At 70.5% G+C, this 23,282-nt stretch carries 20 protein-coding genes; 13 read left to right on the top strand and 7 right to left on the bottom strand.

All coding sequences use genetic code 11. The features are described 5' to 3' along the window. Window positions 1-13 precede the first annotated feature (13 nt). A complete protein-coding gene (locus D892_RS0108790; protein WP_024800883.1) occupies window positions 14-2,176 on the bottom strand; it encodes an acyl-CoA dehydrogenase in 2,163 nt (720 codons plus the stop codon). 145 nt (window positions 2,177-2,321) lie between these two features. On the opposite strand from D892_RS0108790, the gene kstR reads away from it, so the two are divergent. The 5 genes from kstR to D892_RS0108815 all read left to right on the top strand — a co-directional run bounded on the left by kstR (window position 2,322) and on the right by D892_RS0108815 (window position 9,154). Then, the gene (kstR, locus tag D892_RS0108795) at window positions 2,322-3,011 is read left to right on the top strand and encodes a cholesterol catabolism transcriptional regulator KstR (protein ID WP_024800884.1); all 690 of its coding nucleotides are present in this window, start codon (window positions 2,322-2,324) and stop codon (window positions 3,009-3,011) included. 180 nt (window positions 3,012-3,191) lie between these two features. Continuing rightward, entirely contained in the window at window positions 3,192-5,765 is a 2,574-nt protein-coding gene (otsB, locus tag D892_RS0108800; RefSeq protein ID WP_024800885.1) for a trehalose-phosphatase, read from the top strand. Window positions 5,766-6,058: 293 nt separating this feature from the next. After that, window positions 6,059-6,910: a metal ABC transporter solute-binding protein, Zn/Mn family gene (locus tag D892_RS0108805; protein ID WP_051499030.1), complete on the top strand. Its 852-nt coding sequence runs from the start codon at window positions 6,059-6,061 to the stop codon at window positions 6,908-6,910. A 523-nt stretch (window positions 6,911-7,433) separates the two neighbouring features. Beyond that, complete coding sequence (locus tag D892_RS40735; protein ID WP_051499546.1) at window positions 7,434-8,258, top strand: metal ABC transporter ATP-binding protein; 825 nt, start codon at window positions 7,434-7,436, stop codon at window positions 8,256-8,258. Then, window positions 8,258-9,154 (top strand): metal ABC transporter permease, encoded by an 897-nt coding sequence (locus D892_RS0108815; protein WP_369801742.1) that lies wholly within the window; start codon window positions 8,258-8,260, stop codon window positions 9,152-9,154. Before D892_RS40735 ends, D892_RS0108815 begins: the two co-directional genes overlap by 1 nt. 185 nt (window positions 9,155-9,339) lie before the next feature. Here D892_RS0108815 and D892_RS0108825 read toward each other — a convergent pair whose 3' ends face one another. Beyond that, entirely contained in the window at window positions 9,340-10,221 is an 882-nt protein-coding gene (locus D892_RS0108825; RefSeq protein ID WP_024800889.1) for an A/G-specific adenine glycosylase, read from the bottom strand. Window positions 10,222-10,609: 388 nt separating this feature from the next. Between D892_RS0108825 and D892_RS0108835 the strand changes: the two genes are divergently transcribed. Both D892_RS0108835 and D892_RS0108840 read left to right on the top strand, forming a co-directional pair. Beyond that, window positions 10,610-11,233 (top strand): carbonic anhydrase, encoded by a 624-nt coding sequence (locus tag D892_RS0108835; RefSeq protein ID WP_024800890.1) that lies wholly within the window; start codon window positions 10,610-10,612, stop codon window positions 11,231-11,233. Window positions 11,234-11,355: 122 nt separating this feature from the next. Beyond that, window positions 11,356-12,027 (top strand): DUF4232 domain-containing protein, encoded by a 672-nt coding sequence (locus tag D892_RS0108840; RefSeq protein ID WP_024800891.1) that lies wholly within the window; start codon window positions 11,356-11,358, stop codon window positions 12,025-12,027. A gap of 193 nt (window positions 12,028-12,220) precedes the next feature. Here the strand turns inward: D892_RS0108840 and disA are convergent, their stop codons facing one another. From disA to D892_RS0108855, 3 genes are all read right to left on the bottom strand, one after another. Then, on the bottom strand, window positions 12,221-13,423 hold the full coding sequence (gene disA, locus D892_RS0108845) for a DNA integrity scanning diadenylate cyclase DisA (protein ID WP_024800892.1): 1,203 nt from the start codon (window positions 13,421-13,423) through the stop codon (window positions 12,221-12,223). Then, window positions 13,420-14,817, bottom strand: a complete 1,398-nt coding sequence (gene radA / locus D892_RS0108850) for a DNA repair protein RadA (RefSeq protein ID WP_024800893.1) — start codon at window positions 14,815-14,817, stop codon at window positions 13,420-13,422. The genes disA and radA overlap by 4 nt, the downstream gene beginning before the upstream one ends. 104 nt (window positions 14,818-14,921) lie before the next feature. Then, a complete protein-coding gene (locus tag D892_RS0108855; protein ID WP_024800894.1) occupies window positions 14,922-15,686 on the bottom strand; it encodes a hypothetical protein in 765 nt (254 codons plus the stop codon). 301 nt (window positions 15,687-15,987) lie between these two features. Here D892_RS0108855 and carD point away from each other — a divergent pair, with 301 nt between their 5' ends. From carD to D892_RS0108885, 6 genes are all read left to right on the top strand, one after another. Next, window positions 15,988-16,476 carry an RNA polymerase-binding transcription factor CarD gene (gene carD, locus D892_RS0108860; protein WP_019931623.1) on the top strand — a complete coding sequence of 163 codons (489 nt, stop codon included), beginning with the start codon at window positions 15,988-15,990 and terminating at the stop codon, window positions 16,474-16,476. 80 nt (window positions 16,477-16,556) lie between these two features. Next, complete coding sequence (gene ispD / locus D892_RS0108865) at window positions 16,557-17,243, top strand: 2-C-methyl-D-erythritol 4-phosphate cytidylyltransferase (RefSeq protein ID WP_232236315.1); 687 nt, start codon at window positions 16,557-16,559, stop codon at window positions 17,241-17,243. 38 nt (window positions 17,244-17,281) lie between these two features. After that, window positions 17,282-17,770: a 2-C-methyl-D-erythritol 2,4-cyclodiphosphate synthase gene (ispF, locus tag D892_RS0108870; RefSeq protein WP_024800896.1), complete on the top strand. Its 489-nt coding sequence runs from the start codon at window positions 17,282-17,284 to the stop codon at window positions 17,768-17,770. A 90-nt stretch (window positions 17,771-17,860) separates the two neighbouring features. Beyond that, entirely contained in the window at window positions 17,861-19,252 is a 1,392-nt protein-coding gene (cysS, locus tag D892_RS0108875; RefSeq protein ID WP_024800897.1) for a cysteine--tRNA ligase, read from the top strand. Window positions 19,253-19,597: 345 nt separating this feature from the next. Next, on the top strand, window positions 19,598-20,560 hold the full coding sequence (gene rlmB / locus D892_RS0108880) for a 23S rRNA (guanosine(2251)-2'-O)-methyltransferase RlmB (protein WP_024800898.1): 963 nt from the start codon (window positions 19,598-19,600) through the stop codon (window positions 20,558-20,560). 115 nt (window positions 20,561-20,675) lie between these two features. Further along, a complete protein-coding gene (locus D892_RS0108885) occupies window positions 20,676-20,981 on the top strand; it encodes a DUF4190 domain-containing protein (RefSeq protein ID WP_024800899.1) in 306 nt (101 codons plus the stop codon). A 12-nt stretch (window positions 20,982-20,993) separates the two neighbouring features. Here D892_RS0108885 and D892_RS0108890 read toward each other — a convergent pair whose 3' ends face one another. Together D892_RS0108890 and D892_RS0108895 are read right to left on the bottom strand one after the other, a co-directional pair. Beyond that, entirely contained in the window at window positions 20,994-21,803 is an 810-nt protein-coding gene (locus D892_RS0108890; RefSeq protein ID WP_024800900.1) for an enoyl-CoA hydratase/isomerase family protein, read from the bottom strand. Window positions 21,804-21,989: 186 nt separating this feature from the next. Then, window positions 21,990-23,159 (bottom strand): acyl-CoA dehydrogenase family protein, encoded by a 1,170-nt coding sequence (locus D892_RS0108895; protein ID WP_024800901.1) that lies wholly within the window; start codon window positions 23,157-23,159, stop codon window positions 21,990-21,992. Window positions 23,160-23,282: the final 123 nt, after the last annotated feature.

Here is a 23,282-nt window from a genome sequence, read left to right on the forward strand (position 1 = left end):
TGAGGTGTGGGACTTAGCCGTGCGATTCGCGCGGGAGCCCGAGAATCCGTTCGCCGGCCACGGTCAACAGGATCTGCTCGGTACCCCCCGCGATCGATAAACAGCGTGTCAGCAGGAATTCTTTCACCAGCTCGGATTCCTGCGCGCCCGCGACACCGGCGATTTCCACGGCGAATTCCGCGACCGCCTGGCGGTGCCGGACACCGACCAGTTTGCGCACGCTGCTCTGCGGTCCCGGATCAATTCCGGCCAGCATTCGCTCGGCCGCGCGAGTCTCCAGCAACAATCCGGAAACCGATTGCGACACCAGATCGCCGATGCGGTCGGCGACCAGTTCGGCACCCGGCCCGGAACTCGGCGCGGTGGCGATCACCGCCTCCAGCGCCTCGCCGATTCCGTTGCCGCCCATGGCGACCCGCTCCGACGACAGGGTGGAACGGGCGATCTTCCAGCCCGCGCCCAGCTCGCCGACCAGGCAGTCGTCGGGGACGAACACCTCGTCCAGGAAGACCTCGGAGAAGCTCGCCTCCCCGGTGATCTGCACCAGCGGCCGGATCTCGAGGCCCGGACTGCTCATATCGACCAGGAAGTAGCTGATTCCGCGGTGCTTCGGAACGTTCGCATCGGTACGAGCCAGGCAGATCGCCCAGTTCGCCTTCTTCGCCAAGGAGGTCCACACCTTCTGGCCCTGCAACGTCCAGCCACCGTCGACCCGGGTCGCGGTGGTGCGCAGCGCCGCCAGATCCGATCCGGCCTCGGGCTCGCTGAACAGCTGGCACCAGACCACGTCGCCGCGCAGCGTCGGCTGCGCGAAGCGCTCGATCTGCTCCGGGGTGCCGTGCTGCAGCAGCGTGGGCACCGCCCAGTTACCGATCTGGATGTCCGGCACCGTGATTCCGGCGGTGCGCACCTGCTCGTCGATCAGCGTGCGCAGGATCGGCCCGGCGCCGCGGCCGTACGGCGGCGGCCAGTGCGGCGCGAGCAGCCCCGTGTCCACGAGCGCGGCCCGCTGCTGCTCCTGCGGCAGGGCGGCGATGCGGGCCAGGTCCGCGGCCAGCTCGGTGGCGCCGGCCGCGTCGAGACCCACGGCGTCCCAGACCCCGCCGTCGGCGTCCGGACCCGCACCCAGATCCACGCCCACGGTGCGCCGCCGGCCCGCACGCACCAGCTCGGTCACCCGGGCACGCCACACCGACCCGCCGCCGAGCAGCTGGCGCAGCGCCACCGCCCGGCGCAGGTACAGGTGCGCGTCGTGCTCCCAGGTGAACCCGATGCCGCCGAGCACCTGGATGCAGTCCTTGGCGGTCTCGACCGCGCCGTCCAGGGCTATCGACATCGCGATGGCGGACGCCAGCGGCAGTTCGTCGCTGCGCTTGTCCACGGCCGTCGCCACGTCGGCGGCGACCGCGCGGATCTGCTCGGTCCGGCACAGCATCCACGCGCAGATGTGCTTGACCGCCTGGAACTCGCCGATCCGGCGCCCGAACTGCTCGCGCACCTTGGCGTACTCGGCGGCCGTCTCCAGACACCAGCCGGCGATCCCGGACAGCTCCGCGGCAACCAGCGCGGCGACCAGATCCCTTACCGCATGCGGGGTTTCGAAGACCCGATCGGCCGGTATCCGCACGCCGGCACAGTCCACCCGCGCCAGCGGGGTACTGGCGTCGAGCGGCGGCAATTCCTCGATCCGCACCCCCTCGGCACCCGGCTCGACCAGGCACAGGTGTTCCACGCCCGCACGCCGGACCGGGAGCAGCACGGCGGTACCCTCGGCCGCGCCCAGCACCGTATCCCAGGTCCCGGTCAGCTCCACGGCGCCGGTTCCGCTGTCCGGCACCGCAACCGGTTCGCCCAGTGCGACGCCGCAGGGCACATCCTCCGGCAAGGCCCCGCCGGTGACGAGGCCGGCGAGCGCGGTCGCGGAGACCGGCCCGCCCACCAGATCGTGTGCCGCCTGCTCGATCAGCACGGCCAGATCACCGACGGAACCGCCGGCACCACCGGCGTCCTCGGACACGGCGACACGAAAGATGCCGAGCCCCACCAGACTCGGCCAGAACTCACGCCAATAACCCGGCGATCCGCTGCGCATCGTTGCAATCGGCCGGACCGCCGAGGCCCATCCGCGCATCGACTCCTGGACGGCTTTATGCTCGTCAGTGGTGGCGATGGTCACACTCCATACCGCCTTTCCGGCGTGACTCCCACACCTAGAACATGTTCTAATAGCCACGTCGGGCGTAAGTCAAGACACGCTCGTCATCCGCAGCACCGGCGGCACAGGCGCGGTAAACGACGTTTGCAGGAAAGGACTTTCACCAATGGCCAGTCCCTCCCGAGAGCAGTCAGGCGACTCGGGGGCGCGGAGCAAAGACCGTCCGCGCGCAGCGTCGAATGAAGCGCGCTCGCGCGCGGTACCGGTGTCCACCCTCAGCGAAGACGAGCTCAGCTCGACCGCCCAGCGGGAGCGCCGCAAGCGGATCCTCGACGCGACCCTGGCGCTGGCCTCGAAGGGCGGCTACGACGCGGTCCAGATGCGTGCCGTCGCCGAGCGCGCCGATGTCGCGGTCGGCACGCTGTACCGGTACTTCCCGTCCAAGGTGCACCTGCTGGTATCGGCCCTGGCCCGCGAGTTCGAGCAGTTCGAGAGCAAACGCAAGCCGCTGGCCGGACAAACCCCCCGGGAACGCATGCACCTGATGCTCACGCAGGTCACCCGGGCCATGCAGCGCGACCCCCTACTGACCGAGGCGATGACGCGCGCGTTCATGTTCGCCGACGCCTCCGCGGCCGCCGAGGTCGACCGGGTCGGCCGGGTGATGGACCGGTTCTTCGCCCGCGCCCTGAACGAGGACGAGCCCACGGAGCGCGACCTCGCCATCGCCCGGGTGATAAGCGACGTGTGGCTGTCGAACCTGGTCGCCTGGCTGACCCGCCGCGCGTCCGCGACCGACGTCACAGAACGCCTGGAACTCACCGTCGACCTGCTGCTCGCCTCCGAATCCGGCTAGGTTTGCCCGACGACCCGCGTGGCAAACCGGCCAACCTACGGCAGAAGCCCGCACAATCGGGGATGCGCGCTGCGAGGCGGACGTAAACGTCTCGTATCACTGCGCGAACCGGCGAGCAAACCTTACCCAGTAGAGTTTCTCGCGCCCTGAAAAAACTCCTCCGATCACTAGGTTGGATGCGTGAGCGCACAGGATCTGCCACACGAACTTCGCCGTGCCTTGTCGGCGGTAGCCCGGATGCCCCGGCTGCTGGTCGCTTCGGACTACGACGGGACCATTGCGCCCATCGTGTCCGACCCCGCGAAGGCCTATCCCCATCGGGAATCGGTGAGCGCGCTGCGCGCGCTCGCCGGCCTGACCGCCACCACGGCGGCCGTCATCTCCGGCCGGGCGCTGCGAGATCTCGCGGCGCTGTCCCGGCTGCCGGTCGAGGTACAGCTGATCGGAAGCCACGGTTCGGAATTCGACGTCGGCTTCGTCCATGCCATCGACAACGACGCCAGACAGTTACTGCGCGAGGTGCAGAACGGATTGAACGGCATCGCCGCGAACAATCCGGGCGTCACGGTCGAGATCAAGCCCGCCAGCGTGGCGCTGCATGTGCGCAACGCCTCCCCCGAGGTCGGACGTCGCGCGCTGCAGCAGGCCCGGCAGGGCCCGGCGAGCTGGGTCGGCGTGCAGGTGACCGAGGGCAAGGAGGTCATAGAGCTGGCGGTCATACAGACCGACAAGGGCGCCGCCCTCGATATAATCCGCCATCAGGAGGGCGCCTCGGCCGCGGTCTTCTTCGGCGACGACGTCACCGACGAGAAGGCGTTCGCGCGGCTGTCGGGCCCCGACGTCGGCATCAAGGTGGGCGACGGCGACAGCCGCGCCGGATACCGAGTGGCCAGCACCGAGGAGGTGGCCAAGGCCCTGGCGTTCCTGCTCGAGGAGCGGCGCACCTGGCTGGCCGGTGCCTCGGCCCCGCGAATCGAACGGCTGACCATGCTGGCCGGCCCCCGATCCAAGGCACTGGTGACCCCCGACGGCACGATCACCTGGTTCTGCCATCCGGAACCGGATTCGGCGGCGGTGTTCGCGCACCTGCTGGGCGGGCCGGAGGCCGGGCACTTCACCATCGCCCCGGAGCGTCCCGGGCTGCCGCTGTCGCAGCGCTACGTCGACGGCACCATGACCGTCGAAACCCGCTGGGCCAGCCTGCAGGTCGTCGACTATCTGGCGCACGACATCCCGGCGGAGCGTTCCGACCTGACCCGGGTGATCACCGGCGACGCCCGCGCCGTGGTGACCTTCGCGCCGCGGCCGGAGTTCGGCCAGGTGCCGGTCAACCTCGAGCGCGAGCCGGCCGGTCTGCGCGTGCACGGCACCAACGATCCGATCGTGCTGCGGTCGCCGGGCGTCGAGTGGCAGATCGTCGAGGAGGGTATCCATCAGACGGCGCACGCCGTGATAGATCCCTCGCGCGGCGCGGTGGTCCTGGAAATGCGCTGCGGCACCTCGGATCTCGCACCCGCCATGGTGAGCGAGCCGGAGCGCCGCCGCGAGGCCGAGCACTACTGGCGGGACTGGTCGGCGAGCTTGGAGCTGCCGCCGCTGAAGCCGGACCTGATGAAGCGGTCCGCGCTCACCCTGCGCGGATTGGTGCACGCGCCGTCCGGATCGATCATGGCCGCGGCCACCACCTCGCTGCCGGAGGATATCGGCGGCGTCCGCAACTGGGACTACCGCTACTGCTGGCTGCGCGACGCCTCGATGACCGCGCACGCGCTGGTCAGCCTGGGTTCGATCGGCGAGGCCGAGGACTTCCTGGAGTGGGTGCACCGGGTGCTGGAGACACTGGCCGGTCCGGAACGCCTGCACCCGCTGTACACGCTGTACGGCGAGACGCTGCCGCCGGAGGCCGTGCTCGACCAGCTGCCCGGCTACGCGGGTTCGCGTCCGGTGCGGATCGGCAACGCCGCCAACATGCAGGTCCAGCTCGACGTGTTCGGGCCGATCGTGGATCTCATCGCCGCCCTCGCCGACGCCCGCGAGCGCAAGGGCATCACCGATCCCGCCAAGGCGCTGCCGGACCGGGACTGGGAACTGGTGCGCGCCATGGTGTCCGCGGTGCAGCGGCGCTGGCGCGAACCCGACCACGGCATCTGGGAGATCCGCGGCAACCCCCGCCACCACGTGTACTCGAAGGTGATGGGCTGGCTGACCGTCGACCGCGCGCTGCGGCTGGCCGAGAAGTTCCACCGCGGGGTCGATCCGGCCTGGCTGGAGCTGCGCGACACCATTTCCGACGAGGTCAAGGCCAAGGGCTGGAACGACGAGGTGCAGTCCTACACCGCGGCCTACGACGGCACCGACCTGGACGCGGCCACCCTGCACATCGGGTTGAGCGGGCTGATCGAACCGTCGGATCCGCGGTTCGCCGCCACGGTGGTGGCGACCGAGGCGGAGCTGCGCAGCGGGTCGACGGTGTATCGCTACCACCACGACGACGGCCTGCCCGGCGGCGAGGGCGGCTTCCACCTGTGCGCGGCGTGGCTGGTGGAGGCGTACCTGCTGATCGGCAAGCGCTCCGACGCCGAGGCGCTGTTCGCCCAGCTGGTGGACGTGGCCGGGCCGACCGGGCTGCTGAGCGAGGAGTACGACCCCGTGGCGGAGCGCTCGCTGGGCAATCATCCGCAGGCCTACAGCCACCTGGGTCTGCTGCGCTGCGCGCAGCTGCTCAGCCAGCCGGTGCCGGCGCTGGCACAGTAGGACCGGCCCGCAAGGATTGCCGCGGGATCGCTTTCGGTACGCGTATCGGAATATCGCCGCCCCTCTCCGCTGTTCGGCGGAGAGGGGCGGCGCCGTATCGGAGACCGCCGATCGTTTCGGATGTTTCGGATGTAGCTGTCGTGTCGGTCATCACAGCGGAAATCGGACAGATCGATGCCGGTGGCTATGGACACGTGCGCTACATTTAAATGGAAATCGTTTCCGTTAAGTGTGTGCAGGAGTACCCCCGCGTGACCAGAAGTCGTATCGTCGTCCGATTAGCTGCCGTCGCGATGGGGGTCGCGACCACCGCGGGTCTCGCCGCGTGCGGTGGCTCGAACGATTCCTCGGGCAAGCCCACCATCGTCGCCTCGACGAACGTCTGGGGCAGCATCGCCGCCGCGATCGCCGGGACGGACGCCGAGGTCGAGTCGATCATCGACAGTCCGACCGAGGATCCGCACGAATACCAGACGAGCCCGTCGGACGCCGCGCACATCCGCGACGCCGCACTGGTGATCGTCAACGGCGGGCATTACGACGAATTTGCCGAGAAGGCCGCCGAGGGCCGTGGCAAACCCACCATCAACGCCTTCGATATGAAGGCCGGCGTCGCCGCGGGCGATGAGAACGAGCACGTCTGGTACGACGTGCCCACCGTCGACGCGGTCGCCGCGAAGATCGCCACCGAGCTGGGAACCGTCGACGCCGAGCACGCGCAGGCATACACCGAGCGCGCCGACGCCTTCCGGGGCCGGCTGAAGGAGATCAGCGCGATCACCGACGGGATCGCGGCCGCGCATCCGAAATCGCCGGTGCTGCAGACCGAGCCGCTCGCGCACTACCTGCTGCTGGCCGCCGGCGCCGACGACCGCACGCCGCCCGCGTTCGCGGAGGCCGTCGAGCAGGGCACCGATCCCGCACCCGCCGATGTGGCCGCCGTGCGTGAGCTGTTGACCGCCAAGCAGGTTCGCGCCCTGGTCTACAACGCGCAGACCGAGAACAAGACCACCGAGGACGTCGCCGCGACTGCGAAGACCGCCGGGATCCCGGTGCTCGAGGCGACCGAGACCCTGCCCGAGGGCACCGATTACATCCAGTGGCAGACCGGGAACGCCCAGGCGCTGGCCAAGGCCCTCGGCTGACGGCGGGAGCGCGATGCCCGAGAATGTCCGGACCAGTGCATCGCTCACCCCTACCGAGCCGGTAGGGGCCCGATCGGCGACCGGCGTTCCCGGCACGGACCGCGCACCCGATCGCGGGCATTCGGCACGGCCGGGTAGCGCGCAGGCGTCCCAGCACGACGACGCGCACGTGTCCCAGCACAACGACGCGCACGCGTCCCAGAACGACGAGGAAAGGCCCCCAGCGACAGTGTTGTCCGACGACCGTCATGCCTCGGCAACGGATGGTGCACCGCCGTCCGACGGGGTCCACGATTCGACCGACAGTTCGGCGTTCTTCACGCTGCGAGCCGAACGGGTTCCCGGCTGCCCGGCCTGCGACACCGACCCGGGGGGGCGCGACGGCGCGGAAGCGGGCGCGACGGAGTCCGAGCCGAGCGATAGCGCACGCCACGACTCTGCGACAAAGACCTTCGGCAACTCGGCCGGGACCACGAACCGGACGAACGCGACCAATACGTCCAGACGCACGGCCGCGGTACGGCTGCGGGGGGCGCGGCTGGCGTACGGCGAACGGACGCTGTGGCAGGGCCTCGATCTGGAGGTGGAGCCGGGCGAATTCGTCGCGGTGCTGGGCCCCAACGGGTCGGGTAAGACCTCGCTGCTGCGGATGCTGCTGGGGCAGGTACCGCCGAGTGCGGGCACCGCCGAGATCGCGGGTTCGCCTGCGCGCCTGGGTAATCCGCACATCGGCTATGTGCCGCAACAGAAGACGATCGACTCCGGCGTGCAGCTGCGGGGCGTCGACCTGGTCGGGCTGGGGGTGGACGGGCACCGCTGGGGGCTGGGCCTGCGGAGCCGCAAGGAGCGGCGGCGCAAGGTCGCCGACGCCGTGGCGCAGGTCGGCGCCGAGCACTACGCGCACGCGCCGCTGGATTCGCTGTCCGGCGGCGAGCAGCAGCGGCTCCGGGTGGCACAGGCCCTGGTGGGCGATCCCCGGGTGCTGCTGTGCGACGAGCCGCTGCTGAGCCTCGATCCCGCGAATCAGCGGCTGGTCTCCGAGCTCATCGATAAGCGCCGCCGGGAGCACGACACCGCGGTGCTGTTCGTGACCCACGAGCTGAATCCGATTCTGCCGCTGGTGGATCGGGTGCTGTACCTGGTCGACGGAAAGTTCCGGATCGGGACGCCGGACGAGGTGATGACCTCGGAGGTGCTGTCGGAGCTGTACCGCACCGAGGTGGATGTGCTGCGGGTGCGCGGCCGGCTGGTCGTCGTCGGCACCGGCGATTCGGTCGACGCGCTGGGTGTCGCCGGTGGCCACCAGCACTCGCCCGAACCCCGCCACCCCGAGCCGAAGGCGTCGTGATGGACAAGCTGTCCGAGGTCTTCGCGACCATGTTCGACTTCCACACCACCGCCGACCTGCTGTCCTACGACTTCGTCCAGCAGGCGATCATTGCGGCGGCGCTGCTGGGCCTGCTGGCGGGCGCCATCGGGCCGCTGATCGTGAGCCGGCAGATGTCGTTCGCGGTGCACGGCACCAGCGAGCTGTCGCTGACCGGCGCGGCGGCGGCGCTGCTGGCCGGAATCGGCGTGGGTTTCGGCGCCATCGCCGGTTCGGTGGTCGCGGCCGTCATGTTCGGTCTGCTGGGATCGCGTGCGCGCGAACGCGATTCGGTGATCGCGGTGGTGTTGTCGTTCGGGCTCGGGCTGTCGGTGCTGTTCCTGTGGTTGGGCCCCAGCCGCGCCGGATCGAAGTTCTCACTGCTGACGGGTCAGGTGGTCAGCGTGGGCAACGGCGGCCTGACCGTGCTGGCCGCCTGCTCGGTGGGCGTGCTGGCCGTGCTGGCCTTCGTCTACCGGCCGCTGCTGTTCGCCAGCACCGATCCGGAGGTGGCGGTGGCGCGCGGCGTCCCGGTCCGCGCGCTGTCGGTGGTGTTCGCGGTGCTGCTCGGCATCACCGCGGCCTTCGGCGTCCAGATCGTCGGCGCCCTGCTGGTCCTCTCGCTGCTGATCACCCCGGCCGCGGCCGCCGCCCGCCTCACCGCCGACCCGGTCCGCGCCACCGTCCTGGCCATCGTCTTCGCCGAGATCTCCGCGGTCGGCGGCATCCTGCTCTCGCTGGCCCCCGGCGTCCCGGTCTCCACCTTCGTCACCGCGATCTCCTTCGCGATCTACCTGGTCTGCCGCCTGATCGGCACCCGCGCCCGCGCCCACCGCGGCCGCCGGATACCGGCAACCGAGACCCCCGTACCGGCGTAGTCCACTGCTGGACGCCTACCTCGACATGCCCGAGGAGCTTTCCCGGACTATCGAGGTCGAAGGCGGGATGGTCGTCTCCTGCGAGGCGGCATTGCCCAATCCCTCGACGTCGGTTACCGCGCCGTCCGCCGGCATCGGCCCGGGGCCGCCCGCGCGGGCGAGCACCAGGCGTTCCCATCCGGGCTCTACGACCGCACCCCGCCCTCGCCCGCGAGCGCGAACAGGCCGTCGGAGGTCTGCTCGATGAGACCGTCCACGAGCAGCGAGTCCAGGGCGCGGGCACGCTGGCCCGGGTCGCGGGTCCAGGCCAGGTCCAGGGCGACTCGTTCGACCGGGCCGGTGGCGGCGCGCAGGACGTCGAGGAGGCGGCCGCGGGCCTGGCGGTCGGTGCCGTCGTACTTCTGGGTGCGGCGGACCACGTCGGAGGCGGGGCGGCCGGCGGTCACCCAGGCGCAGTGCGGGAGGGGGCAGCGGTCGCAGTCGGGGGTCCGGGCCGTGCAGACCGTGGCGCCGAGTTCCATCAGTGCCGCGGAAAACGTTGCGGCGCGGTCGATTCGCTCCGGGAGCAGGGCCTGGGCCTCGGCCAGGTCGCGGGTGGCCGGATTGCCCGCCTCCGCCCGGCCGTGCGCGGCCCGCGCGATGACCCGGCGAACGTTGGTGTCCACCACGGGAACTCGTTGCCCATAGGCGAAACAGGCCACCGCCCGCGCGGTGTAGGCGCCGATCCCGGGCAACCCCAGCAGCACGTCCACGTCATCGGGCACGACGTCACCGTGCTCGGCGGCCAGCACCCCCGCGCACTCGTGCAGGCGCAGCGCCCGCCGCGGATAGCCCAGCTTGCCCCACGCGCGCAGCACCTCCCCCTGCGTCGCGGCCGCCATCGCCGACGGGACCGGCCAGCGCGCCACCCATTCCCGCCACACCGGCTCCACCCGCACGACCGGCGTCTGCTGCAGCATGATCTCGCTCATCAGAATCTGCCACGCCGACACCCCGGGCCGCCGCCACGGCAGATCCCGCGCCGTCTCGCCGTACCAGTCGATCAGGGTGTCCGAATCGATGCTCACGCACCCGTTCCTTTCCGTTCCGCGCCGAACCACGCCACCGCCTGGCGATACGAACTCTCCCGCTGCCCGATCGCGATGCGCGAATTCACGCCGGCAGCGAAACCCCCTAACCCGGCCTCGGCCGCGGCGCCCCGGGACCGAACGACCCCGGGACCGGTCGTCCGACGTTCGCCGCCGGATGCCGACGGCTCCGGAACAGGCCGCGCATCGTACGTACACCGACCATCCAGACCTGATAGCGAATCAGTTGCCGGAATATCAGATCGCGCCGGATACCACACGGCATTCATTCCTTCACCGCCGCGTCCCGCCGCATGCCAGGGCGTATTTGCCGGACCGTAACCCGAGAGACTCGCGAGTAATGGGCACGCTGTGGAAAATAAGACACATGCCACATACCAACCCGATCAGTGCCTGGAAGGCCCTCCGCGAGGGCAACGACAGGTTCGTCAACGGCACGTTGCAGCATCCTAGTCAGGGTGCGGCCGACCGGGCCAAGCTCGTCGGCGGCCAGCAGCCCTCGGCGATTCTGTTCGGGTGCGGCGATTCCCGGGTCGCCGCGGAAATCATCTTCGACCAGGGTCTCGGCGATATGTTCGTGGTACGCACGGCCGGCCACGTCGTCGACTCGTCGGTCCTGGGATCCATCGAGTACGGCGTCGAGGTGCTGCACGTGCCGCTGATCGTGGTGCTCGGCCACGACACCTGCGGCGCGGTCCGGGCGACCATCGACGCCCTCGACGGCGGCGACGTCCCCGGCGGATTCATCCGCAGCGTCGTCGAGCGGGTCACCCCGTCCATCCTGATCGGCCGGCGCGAGGGGCTGACCGGGGTGGACGAGTTGGAGGCCCGCCATGTGGTGGAGACCGGCCGCTTGCTGATGCAGCGGTCGATGATCATCTCCCAGCGGGTCGCCACCGGCGAGTGCGCGATCGCCTGTGTCACCTACAAGCTCGAGGACGGCAAGGTCCACCTGCACCGCGCCGTGGGCAATATCGGCGAAACCAGCTGAAACCGCACCACTGCGACGTGTGCGAACGCGGCTCCGCGACGTGCCCGGGGCCACGGCCGTTCCGCACCGACACGCCGGGCCGCTGAGCGGGGCCTCCCGGATCGTGCGCTTACCGTTGTTGCGTGCTGGAACCGAATGGACCGCTGCCGCCGGAGATCTATTGGCGCCGGCGCCTGATCGCCATCGCAGCCCTGGTCATCGCCCTCGCGCTGGTGATCTGGCTGGCCGTCGCGCTGCTGCGCGGGGGCGACGACGGCGACGATCCCCACGCCGCCGCGGCCACCGCGTCGACCACGAGCACGGCCGCGGCGAGCCCCTCCGGCACGGCCGGGCCGGGCGCCCCGCCCTCGGGCACGGCCTCCTCGACCGCGACGACGAATGCCACCGCCAGCGGTTCGCCGGCGCAGTGCGCGGACCGGTCGCTGGCACTGAAGGTCACCGTCGAACAGCCCACCTACCCGGTCGGCGGGCAGCCCGTGTTCGGCCTCGTCGTCACGAATATCTCCACCGCCGCCTGTCAGCACGACATCGGCTCCGGACTGCTGCAGGTGACGGTGCAGTCGCTGGACGGCCAGCGGCGGCTGTGGTCCAACCAGGACTGCGATCAGGGCGGTCCGGCCGATGTGCGCGCGCTCGCCGGCGGTGAGCAGGCACGGTTCACCCTCACCTGGTCCGGGACGACCTCGCAGCCGCAGTGCGCCGGCGAGCGGGTCCAGGTCCCGGCGGGCGCCTATGCCGTCGTCGCGCAGCTGGGTTCGGTGCACAGCGCACCGGAGACGTTCAATATCGGCTGAGCCGTATCCGGCCGGCCCCGAACGCGGCCGGCCCCGAACGCGGCCGGCCCCGAACGCGGCCGGCCCCGAACGCGGCCGGACCTGGACGTGGCCGACCCCGGACGTGAGCGGATCGGGACGTGAGCGGATCGGGACGTGAGCGGATCGGGACGTGAGCGGATCGGGACGTGAGCGGATCGGGACGTGGCCGGACCTAGACGTGTGCGGATTCGGCGAGCCGGGACAGTCCCTCCCGAATCTGACGGGCGACCGCCACGTCGATCCCGCCCACCGTCTCGAATTCGGCCGCGGTGGCGGCCAGCAGGCCCGACAGCGAGTCGAACGCCGCCACCAGCGACTCCACCGATCTCGGTGCCACCCGGGGGATCTCGGCCAGCAGCCGGTAGCCGCGCGGGCCGACGCCGACGTCCAGGGTGTCGAGCGCGGCCGGAAAGCCCAGCGGCGGAGCCAGATTGGCCGGTTCCAGCAGTTCCACCTCCAGCAGCTCGGCCAGCTGCCCGAGGGCGCCGTCGACGGCGGCGTCGTCGACCGGCTCGGCCCGCAGGTAGTCGCGCACCACCAGCCGGCGCACCGACTCGGTATCGCCCAGCACCTCGGCCAGTTGCAGCGCCAGCTGGCGGCCGTCGATGCCGAGTTCGTCGACATCGGATTCGATCTCGCGGCCCACCCGCCGGATCAGCTCCAGGCAGTGCACGACGGTGAGCACGTCCCGCAGCGTCGCGTAGTCCTCCAGTTCCACCAGCGACAGCTGCCTGGTCATCTCGTCCAGTCTGGTCCGATAGCGATCCAGCGTCGCCATCGCCTGATTGGCCCGCGACAGGATGACCTCGGACGGCTGGATCAGGTGCCGGTCGCCGTTCGCGTACACGGTCACGATCCCGGTCGACCGGCTCACCGACACCACCGGATGGCCGACCTGGACCGCGGTGCGCTCGGCGGCCTTGTGCCGGGTGCCCGATTCGGCCGTCGGCAGCGCCGGATCCGGCACCAGATGCACGTTGGCCCGGCGGATCCGGGTGCCGTCGGCGGAAAGCACCACGGCCCCATCCATTTTCGACAACTCACGCAGCCGGGTAGGGGAGAATTCGGTGTCCAGGTCGAACCCGCCGTCACAGATCCGCTCGACCGACTCGTCGTAACCGATCACGATCAATGCGCCGGTGCGCGCGAGCAGTATGCGATCGATACCGTCGCGCAGCTGCGTGCCGGGCACCAGGCGCGCGGCGCTGGTTCGCGCCGATTCCCCCGCGGCGACCGGTTCCGGCGCACCGGTCGGCCCGGTATCGAGCCCGGCCGTCACCGTGCCGCGCCCCGGCCGCGACGCAACCGGATCCGGTCCGGCCGCACCCGGCGCGGACCTGCCGAGCAGGTTGGTGACCCACCGGCCTCGGTTCATTCGGCAGCCTCCGCACGCTTGCGATTTCGTTTCGACAACCCACCCCGGGCAATTGCCGCGCGGACACTTGCCACCTCGTGCACTTTCATGGCGATACCGAAGAGATCCACGCCCGGCGGCACCAGCGCCTCAGTGAAACCTAGCCGCTCCGCCTCGGCGAGTCGACGTCCCAGGCCCGTGACGCGCCGGACCTCACCGGCCAGCCCCACCTCACCCAGGATCACCGTGCCGGCCGGCAGCGACTCCTCACGCTCGGCGCTGGTGAGCGCGAGGGCGACGGCCAGGTCGGCGGACGGCTCGGTCAGCCGCATGCCGCCGACGGTCGCCGCGTACACGTCGTGCTTGCCGAGATACACGCCGCACCGGCTCTGCAGCACGGCCAGCACCATCGAGACCCGGTTGTAGTCGAGACCGCTCACCGCCCGCCGGGGCGCCGGCACCGAGGTGCCCACCGTGAGTCCTTGCACCTCGCCGAGCAGCGGGCGCTTACCATCCATGGCCACCGTGATCGCCGTGCCCGGCACGCGGTCGTTGCGGTGATGCAGGAACAGCCCGGAAGGGTCGGAGACGCAGGCGATCCCGTCGTCGTGCAGTTCGAAGCAGCCCACCTCGTCGGCGCTGCCGAAGCGGTTCTTGATCCCGCGCACCATGCGCAGCGTCGAATGCCTGTCGCCCTCGAACTGGAGCACCACGTCCACCAGGTGCTCCAGGGTGCGTGGACCGGCCACGTTGCCGTCCTTGGTGACGTGACCGACCAGCAGGACCGCGATGCCGCTCGCCTTGGCCAGCGAGGTCAGCGCCGCCGTCACCGCGCGCACCTGGGTGACGCCCCCGATCACGCCGTCGGCGTCGGCGGCCAGCATGGTCTGCACCGAGTCGACCACCAGCAGGCTGGGACGCACCTGCTCGACGTGGCCGAGGATGGTCGCCAGATCGGATTCGGCGGCGAGATACACCCTTTCGTGGACCGCCCCGGTGCGGTCGGCGCGCAGCTTCACCTGGCCGGCCGACTCCTCGGCCGTCACGTACAGCGATCGCTCGTCGCGCTGCCGCGACCAGCGATGGGCGACCTCGAGCAGCAGCGTCGACTTGCCCACGCCCGGTTCGCCGGACAGCAGCACGACCGATCCGGGCACGACACCGCCGCCCAGGACCCGGTCCAGTTCGCCGACGCCGGTCGACCGGGCCCGAGTGACCTGCGAGTCGATCGTGGAGATCGGCGCCGCGGCGGTGGACGGCAGCAGCGCCTTGCGCCCGGGCTGCGCCCCGGCCGATACCGGTGCGGCCGCCTCGTCGATGGAGCCCCACGCACTACACCCTGGGCACCGGCCGACCCACTTGGCAACCTCGTGCCCGCACGCGGTGCAGCGATACAGCGATTTCACCTTGGCCACCAGGGCAGCCTAGGGATCGGGTCCGACACAACGGCTCTCGGCACGCGAGCGGGCACGGCTCGGCCGCGCCCGGAGCCCGCGCGCGGCCGACGGCACGGCTGGGCTCAGTGCCCGCCCTTGTGCTCGCCCGCGGCACCCTCGGCGGCCGCCGGGCCGCCTTCCTTACGGGCGGTGTCCGGGCCGGCGTCGACGGGTACGTGCACCGAAACGGTGCCGCTCTCCTTGAAATTGAAGGTGACCTGGTAGGTCAGGCCCGGCGCGACGTCCTTGGTCAGGCCGTCGATCTCGACCAGGACCGGGCTGGCCGGCTCGGCCGGATGCTCGGCCACGCCCAGCCCCTCGGCGTGCGCCGATCCGGTCGACTCGGCATGCGCCGATCCGGTCGGCGCGGCCGAACTCGTCGACTCGGCGGAGCTCGTCGGCGCCGAAGAACTCGACGGGGCGGCGGAACCGGTCGGCGCGGCCTCGTGCGCCGCCGCACCGGCCTGCGGGCCCGCGGCGACGAGCGTCTGCTGGAACTTCAGTTCCGGGTTGGCCGGGGTGATCTTCACCGTGCCCAGATCGCTGGTGATGCTGGCGAGCCGGTCCGGCTCGGCCGCGTCGTTGACGGCGCTGAAGGCGAGAACGGCCTTGCCGCCCTTGGCATTGGTGTACTGCTCCGACTGCGGCAGCAGGATGCGCACATCGCGCAGCGCCACCCGGCCGACATCGGCGGAATTACCGTTCACGGCCGCCACCTGCGAGGCGGTCTGGGACATCTGCCCGGCGCTGCAGCCCGACAGCGCGAGTGCCGCACCCGCGGCGAGGGCGACGACGACAGCGGCACGCCGTGGTGTCTTCGACGCTGTGGTGGCATTCAGGGCAGTCACGGCTTGTCCTCCATGTCGACCGGCTCACTCCACGATGGAGAGTAGTAGTAGGCAGCGTAGTAGTCGCGTGCAGGTGGCTCGTGTCTCGCCTCTATGATTCGACACTCGGGCGCTCGCGACGGAACTCCGCGGCGGGCGGGAGCCGTCCTGCCCGGAAAGTCGTTCTGGCACAAGGGGATGCATACAGATGTCGTTCTGTCAACCCCCACGGCCCTCCCGTTGTGGCCCTGACCTGCGTCGTTGATCGCGCCGTTACCGAGTCGCATGTTAAACTGTGAGCATCGAAAGGGGCACGGGACACATGATTTTTAAGGTCGGAGACACCGTCGTTTACCCCCACCACGGAGCGGCGCTGATCGAAGCTATCGAGACTCGCACCATCAAGGGTGTGCAGAAAGAGTATCTGGTCCTGAAGGTCGCCCAGGGCGACCTCACTGTTCGGGTTCCCGCAGAAAATGCGGAGTACGTCGGCGTCCGCGACGTCGTCGGCCAGGAGGGTCTCGACCGAGTCTTCCAGGTTCTCCGCGCACCACATACCGAGGAGCCGACGAACTGGTCTCGCCGCTACAAGGCGAACCTCGAGAAGCTGGCCTCCGGCGATGTCAACAAGGTGGCCGAGGTCGTTCGCGACCTGTGGCGCCGGGAGCAGGACCGCGGCCTGTCCGCCGGCGAGAAGCGCATGCTGGCCAAGGCCCGTCAGATCCTCGTCGGTGAACTCGCCCTTGCCGAGGGCACCGACGATGTCAAGGCCGAGACCCTGCTCGACGAGGTTCTCGCCGCGGCCTCCTGACCGTGAGTTCACCCCACGACGACGATCACGTCGTCGCGCTGGTGCCTGCCGCCGGCCAGGGCGTACGCCTGGGTGAGTCGATGCCCAAAGCGTTCGTCCCGGTCGGCGGCAGTCCCATGCTCACCCTCGCTGTCGACGGCCTGATCGCCTCCGGGGTCGTGGACCGCATCGTCATCATGGTGCCCGCCGAACTGATCGCCGAGGCGGAGGTGCTCCTCACCACCCGCGCGGCCGCCCGCGCAACGACGGCGCCCGGCGCCCACCCGGGCCACCGCGAGCCTCGCCCCGTGCCGGTGAGCGTGGTGGCCGGCGGTACCGAACGCACCGACTCCGTGCGCGCCGGACTCGCGGCCGCACCGGAGGCGACCCATGTCCTCGTGCACGACGCCGCCCGCGCCCTGACGCCCCCGGCGCTGATCGCCCGAGTGGTCGGCGAACTGCGGGCCGGGCAGCGCGCGGTCGTCCCCGGCGTCCCGGTGACCGACACGATCAAGGCGATCGACGACCGCGGCGACGTGACCGGCACCCCGGACCGCGCGCGGTTGCGGGCCGTCCAGACGCCGCAGGGCTTCGACGCCCGCCTGCTGCGCGACGCCTACGCGCACGACGTGCCCGTGACCGACGACGCGGGCCTGGTCGAACGGCTCGGCGCGAGCGTCCGCGTGATCGCGGGCGATCCCCTGGCTTTCAAGATCACGACGCCGCTCGATCTGCACCTGGCCCGAACACTGCTCGACGAGAGCGGCATTCGCGAGGCGGTGTCCTGATGAGCGGACGCGGCGACACCATCGCGGACCCGCCCGACATCCGGGTCGGCATCGGCTCCGACGTACACCCGATCGAACCCGGCCGCCCCTGCTGGATGGCGGGCCTGCTGTTCGAGGGCGAGAGCGGGTGCGCCGGCCACTCCGACGGCGATGTCGCGGCGCACGCGCTCTGCGACGCTCTGCTGTCGGCCGCCGGGCTCGGCGATGTGGGCGCGGTGTTCGGCACCGGGCGGCCCGAATGGGCGGGCGTATCCGGAGCGGCCATGCTCACCGAGGTACGCCGGCTACTCGGCGAGGCCGGCTATTCGATCGGCAACGCCGCCGTACAGGTCATCGGGAACCGGCCCAAGATCGGGCCGCGACGCGGCGAGGCCCAGCAGGTGCTCGGCGAACTACTCGGCGCACCGGTCTCGGTATCGGGTACCACCACGGACGGCCTCGGGCTCACGGGCCGCGGCGAAGGCGTGGCCGCGGTGGCAACCGCGCTGCTGCGCCGCTGTACCGAGGACTGTCCGGGTTCGCACTGAACCCGCGCGTGCGTGCCCGATCGGTGCGCCCGTACCCTGCAATAAACCGCTCGTATTCTCGCTCTTTGCCCATAGCTAGGATGGCTGGTCGTGACTCTGCGCCTGTTCGACACCGAGACGCGGACCCTGCGTGATTTCACGCCGCTGGTCCCCGGCCGTGCCTCGGTGTACCTGTGCGGCGCCACCGTGCAGGGCGAACCCCATATCGGACACGTCCGCAGCGGAGTCGCCTTCGACGTGCTGCGCCGCTGGCTGGCGGCCGGCGGCTACGACGTGGCCTTCGTCCGCAATGTCACCGATATCGACGACAAGATTCTGCACAAGGCCGCCGCCGCGGACCGCCCGTGGTGGGAGTGGGCCACCACGCACGAGCGCGCCTTCGACCGCGCCTACGAGGCGCTCGGAGTGCTGCCGCCGTCGGTCGAGCCGCGCGCCACCGGGCACATCACGCAGATGGTCGAGCTGATGCGGCGACTGATCGACCGCGGCCACGCCTACGCCTCGAGCGGCAACGTCTACTTCGACGTGCGCAGCTACCCCGACTACGGCAGCCTGTCCGGGCACAAGCTCGACGATGTGCACCAGGGCGAGAGCGCCGGCGAGGGCAAGCGCGATCCGCGCGACTTCACACTGTGGAAGGCCGCCAAGCCCGGCGAGCCGACCTGGCCGTCGCCGTGGGGCCCGGGCCGCCCGGGCTGGCACCTGGAATGCTCGGCGATGGCCGAGTACTACCTCGGCGCCGAGTTCGACATCCATTGCGGCGGTATGGATCTGGTGTTTCCGCACCATGAGAACGAGATCGCCCAGTCGCGCGCCGCCGGCGACGGGTTCGCCCGGTACTGGCTGCACAACGGCTGGGTGACCATGGGCGGCGAGAAGATGTCGAAGTCGCTGGGCAATACGCTGGCGGTGCCGAACGTGCTGAAAACCGTTCGGGCCGTGGAACTCCGGTTCTACCTGGGCAGCGCGCACTACAGCTCGATGCTGGAGTACTCCGATCAGGCGCTGAGCGACGCGGCACAGACCTATCAGCGGCTGGAGGCGTTCGTCCGCCGCACCGCCGAACGCGGCGGCGAGATTCCGGTCGGCAAGTGGACCGACGCATACGCGGAGGCGCTCGACGACAATCTCGGAATCCCCAAGGCACTGGCCGAGATCCACCGCGTCGTGCACGAGGGCAACAGGGCCCTGGAATCCGGCGCCGCCGACACCGCCCGCGAGCTGGCCGGTTCGGTGCGCGCCATGCTGGGCATCCTCGGAGTGGACCCGCTGGATCCGCACTGGGACGCCGCGACGGATTCGTCGGCGGCCCTGGATGCCCTCGACGTGCTGGTGCGCGCGGAACTCGACAGGCGCCAGCGGGCCCGCGCCGACAAGGACTGGTCGACCGCCGACGCGGTGCGTGACCGATTGAAGGAGGCCGGTGTCGCGGTCACCGACACCCCCGACGGCCCGGAGTGGTCGCTGACCGCGGACACGTGAGGGGCGAGGACACGTGAGGGGCGAGGACACGTGAGGGGAGAGGACACGTGAGGGGCGAGGACACGTGAGGGGCGAGGACACGTGAGGGGCGAGGACACGTGAGGGGCGAGGACACGTGAGGGGCGAGGACACGTGAGGGGCGAGGGGCGAGGACACGTGAGGGGCGAGGACACGTGAGGGGCGAGGACACGTGAGGGGCGAGGACACGTGAGGGGCGAGGACACGTGAGGGGCGAGGACACGTGAGGGGCGAGGACACGTGAGGGGCGAGGACACGTGAGGGGCGAGGACACGTGAGGGGCGCCGCCTCCACGCCGGCAGCACGCACGATACGGAAGGCGAACTGATGGCAGGCAATTCGCAGCGGCGGGGCGCAATCCGCAAGGGCAGCAGCAAGAAGGGCGCGACCACGGGCTCCGGCGGTAAGCGCCGCCGCGGCCTGGAGGGCCGGGGTGCCACCCCGCCCGCGCACATGCGCACCAACCACCCGGCCGCCAAGCGCGCGGCGGCCAAGACCGCACAGACGAAGGGCCGCACCCCGGGTCGCCCGTCCCCCCGCAAGGGCGACGACGGTCCGGAGCTGGTGCTGGGCCGCAACCCGGTGGTGGAGTGCCTGCGCGCCGGCGTCCCCTCGACCGCGCTGTACGTGGCGGTGGGCACCGAGAACGACGAACGGCTCACCGAGGCGGTGAAATTCGCCGCCGATACCGGGATTTCGATCCTGGAGGTGTCGCGCACCGATCTGGACCGGATGAGCAACAACGGGCTGCATCAGGGGCTCGCGCTGCAGGTGCCGCCGTACCGCTACGCACATCCCGACGATCTGCTCGACGCCGCCCGCGCGGCGGGGACGCCGCCGCTGCTGGTGGCGCTGGACAACATCTCCGACCCGCGCAATCTGGGCGCGGTCGTCCGCTCGGTGGCGGCCTTCGGCGGGAACGGCGTGGTGATTCCGCAGCGGCGCAGCGCCAGCGTCACGGCGGTGGCCTGGCGTACCAGCGCGGGCGCCGCGGCCCGGCTGCCGGTCGCCCGGGCCACGAATCTGACTCGCACGCTGAAGAGTTACGCCGACGCCGGGCTCCAGATTGTCGGACTGGATCCCGACGGCGACACCACGCTCGACGAATTCGACGGCGGCACACCGACCGTCGTGGTGGTCGGCTCGGAGGGCAAAGGCTTGTCCCGGCTGGTCCGGGAGACCTGCGATGCCATTCTGAGCATTCCGATGGCGGGCCCGGTGGAGTCGCTGAACGCGTCGGTCGCCGCCGGCGTGGTGCTGGCCGAGATCGCCAGGCAGCGCCGGGCGTAAACCCCGAGTGCGGGCAAATCCCCGCACCACCACGCCGTTCGGGTTCCGCGCCGCGAACACGCGACGGCGGACCCGGCGCAAACCGGTACGGCTCACCTAGACTTGATCGGTGACCATGAACGACCCGTACTACTGGCAGGAGCAGGCGGTACCGAGCCAGGCGGTGGAACATCCGCAGGCCACCACGGTGCTGCTACTCGGCGTGCTGAGCGTATTCTGTTGCGGCGCACTGGGTCCGGTGGCGTGGGTGCTGGGCAAGCGGGCAATGGACCAGATCGAGGCCTCGCAAGGTGCGCTGGGTGGCCGCACGCAGGTGCTGGTCGGTTACATCCTCGGCGTCGTCGGCACCATCCTGATGGCGCTGATCGGGATCCTGTTCTTCCTGATGGTGCTCGGCGGGAACGCCGACGGAAACGCCTGAGCCGCCCGCACATCAATCCAGTCCGGGGCGCGTGGGGCTGATCGGCACGCCCCAGGCAGGCCATTCGGTGCTGACGCTGCCGGACCACTTCGGCTGCCGCCGATCGTGCAGGGCTGCCATCCCCTCGCCGCCGTCGACGCTCTGCGCCACATAGGTATTGAGTTCGCTCTCCAGCTTGCCGACGGCCTCCGCGCTCATCCCCAGGCTCTCCCACAGCAGCCGCTTGGACAGCGCCGCCGGCAGCGGGGCCGACCCGGCGGCGATGTCGTGCGCCACGGCCAGTGCGGTCGGCAGCACCTCGCCCGTCGGCAGGCAGCTGTTGGCCAGCCCCATCGCCTTCGCCTCGTCGCCGTCGAAGGTGCGGCCGGTGAGCATGATGTCGGCGGCGTTGGCCATGCCGACCAGCCGCGGCAGCGTCCAGTGCGCGTAGCCGTCGGCGAGCACCGCCCGCCGGACCTGGTTGAGTCCGTACACCGCGTCACGGGCCATATACCGCAGGTCGCACTGCAGCGCGAGCGCCAGCCCGATCCCGACCGCATGCCCGTTCACCGCCGCGATCACCGGCTTGCGCACCTGCCACGGCGGTGGATCGATGGTTCCGGTGACCTCGCCGGCCCGGTGCGACAGGTCGGCGCCCGCGCAGAAGGCGGGCGGCGTACCCGTGATGATCACCGCGCGGATGGCGTCCTCGGAATCGCAACGCCGCAGCGCCGCACCCAATTCGGCGGCCATGGCCGGCGTGATGGCGTTCTGCTGGGCGGGACGGTTGAGCGTGAGCACGGCGATCCCGGCCGAGGCATCGACGTGCAGTTCCGAACTCATGCGAGAAGATCCTAGTTCTGTGACGCTGCGCGGCGCCCGGCTTCGAACCGGCCGAACGCCGCCCTGCCGACTACGGCTGACTACCGCGAACAACCAGAACACAGACCCGCGCGGCAGCGCAACCACGACGGATCACCGGGACATAGGGGGAACCGAGCCGCCGCCGGTCGGCGGCGCCGGCAGGGCTCAGCGGAGCACCTTCCGGCCGATTGCCCATTTGTGCACCTCGGTCGGGCCGTCGTAGAGGCGGAAGGCGCGCATATCCCGGAAGATCATCTCCACCACCGTCTCATCGCTGATGCCGATGCCGCCGAGCACCTGCACGCAGCGGTCGGCGACCTTGAACAGCTCCTCGGACACCGACGACTTGGCGATCGAGCTCTCGTGCCGGGCCTTGTGCCCCTGATCCATCAGCCAGCACGCGTGCCAGATGGTCAGCCGGCACTGGTGCAGCGCGATCTCGTTGTCCGCCAACAGGAACGACACACCCTCGTGCTCGCCGATCGGCCTGCCGAAGGCGGTGCGGGTCTTGGCATGCTCGACGGCGATGCTCTGTGCGCGCTCGGCGGCACCGAGCCAGCGCATGCAGTGCGTGAGCCGGGCCGGGGCCAGCCGCAGCTGCGCGTATCGCAGCGCCTGGCCGGTCTCGCCGAGCACCGACTCCTTCGGCAGCACCAGGTTCTCGAACCGGACCACGCCGTGGCCACCGACGTAGTTGCGATCCATCGTGTTCATGGTGCGTTCGACGACGATGCCCGGGCTTCCGCCTTCGGCGAGGAACAGAGTGGGCCCCTCGGGCAAGTGCGGATTGGCCTCCAGGCGGGCCATGATGATCCAGGTCTTCGCCCCGTCGGCGCCGGTGATCAGCCATTTGCGGCCGTTGACGGTGAAGTTCTCGCCATCGAAGGTGGCGGTGGTGGCCAGCTGCCCCGGGTCCGAGCCGGCGCCGTCCGGTTCGGTCATCGCGAACACCGAGCGCTGGCTGCCGTCGATCACCGGCATCAGGTAGCGGTCGGACTGTTCGGGATTCGCGACCTTGGACAGCAGGAACATGTTGCCCTCGTCCGGGGCCGCGCAGTTCATCGCGACCGGGCCGAGGGTGGACCAGCCGGCGGCCTCGTAGAGCACCGCCTGCTCGACATGCGACAGGCCGCGCCCGCCCAGCTCCACCGGGGCCTGAACGGTCAGCAACTTCTCGGCCCGGGCCAGCTCGACCAGTTCCCGGCGCAGATCGTCGTTCGGACCGTGCGAGGTCAGCCGGGGATCGCGCTCGTACGGAACGATCTTGTCGATGACGAACTGGCGGATCCGGTCGCGTTCGGCGGCCAGGTCGGCGGGAATCGAGAAGTCGATCATCGTGTGGTCACCTTTGTTCGGGGGCTGCGACGAGCATACGACGACCACCGGGGCCGACTGAAGGCACGTGCCATCAAACGATGGTCCCGCCGGTCCGGCGAGCCCTCGACCGGAATCCGTGCA

Source organism: Nocardia sp. BMG51109 (assembly GCF_000526215.1).
Classification (GTDB): Bacteria; Actinomycetota; Actinomycetes; order Mycobacteriales; family Mycobacteriaceae; genus Nocardia.

Coding starts and splice junctions, on each gene's coding strand:
- kstR (WP_024800884.1), top strand. CDS start 2,322: ATGGCCAGTCCCTCCCGAGAGCAGTCAGGCGACTCGGGGGCGCGGAGC.
- D892_RS0108805 (WP_051499030.1), top strand. CDS start 6,059: ATGGGGGTCGCGACCACCGCGGGTCTCGCCGCGTGCGGTGGCTCGAAC.
- D892_RS0108815 (WP_369801742.1), top strand. CDS start 8,258: ATGGACAAGCTGTCCGAGGTCTTCGCGACCATGTTCGACTTCCACACC.
- D892_RS0108835 (WP_024800890.1), top strand. CDS start 10,610: ATGCCACATACCAACCCGATCAGTGCCTGGAAGGCCCTCCGCGAGGGC.
- disA (WP_024800892.1), bottom strand. CDS start 13,423: ATGAACCGAGGCCGGTGGGTCACCAACCTGCTCGGCAGGTCCGCGCCG.
- carD (WP_019931623.1), top strand. CDS start 15,988: ATGATTTTTAAGGTCGGAGACACCGTCGTTTACCCCCACCACGGAGCG.
- ispD (WP_232236315.1), top strand. CDS start 16,557: ATGCCCAAAGCGTTCGTCCCGGTCGGCGGCAGTCCCATGCTCACCCTC.
- rlmB (WP_024800898.1), top strand. CDS start 19,598: ATGGCAGGCAATTCGCAGCGGCGGGGCGCAATCCGCAAGGGCAGCAGC.
- D892_RS0108885 (WP_024800899.1), top strand. CDS start 20,676: ATGAACGACCCGTACTACTGGCAGGAGCAGGCGGTACCGAGCCAGGCG.
- D892_RS0108890 (WP_024800900.1), bottom strand. CDS start 21,803: ATGAGTTCGGAACTGCACGTCGATGCCTCGGCCGGGATCGCCGTGCTC.
- D892_RS0108895 (WP_024800901.1), bottom strand. CDS start 23,159: ATGATCGACTTCTCGATTCCCGCCGACCTGGCCGCCGAACGCGACCGG.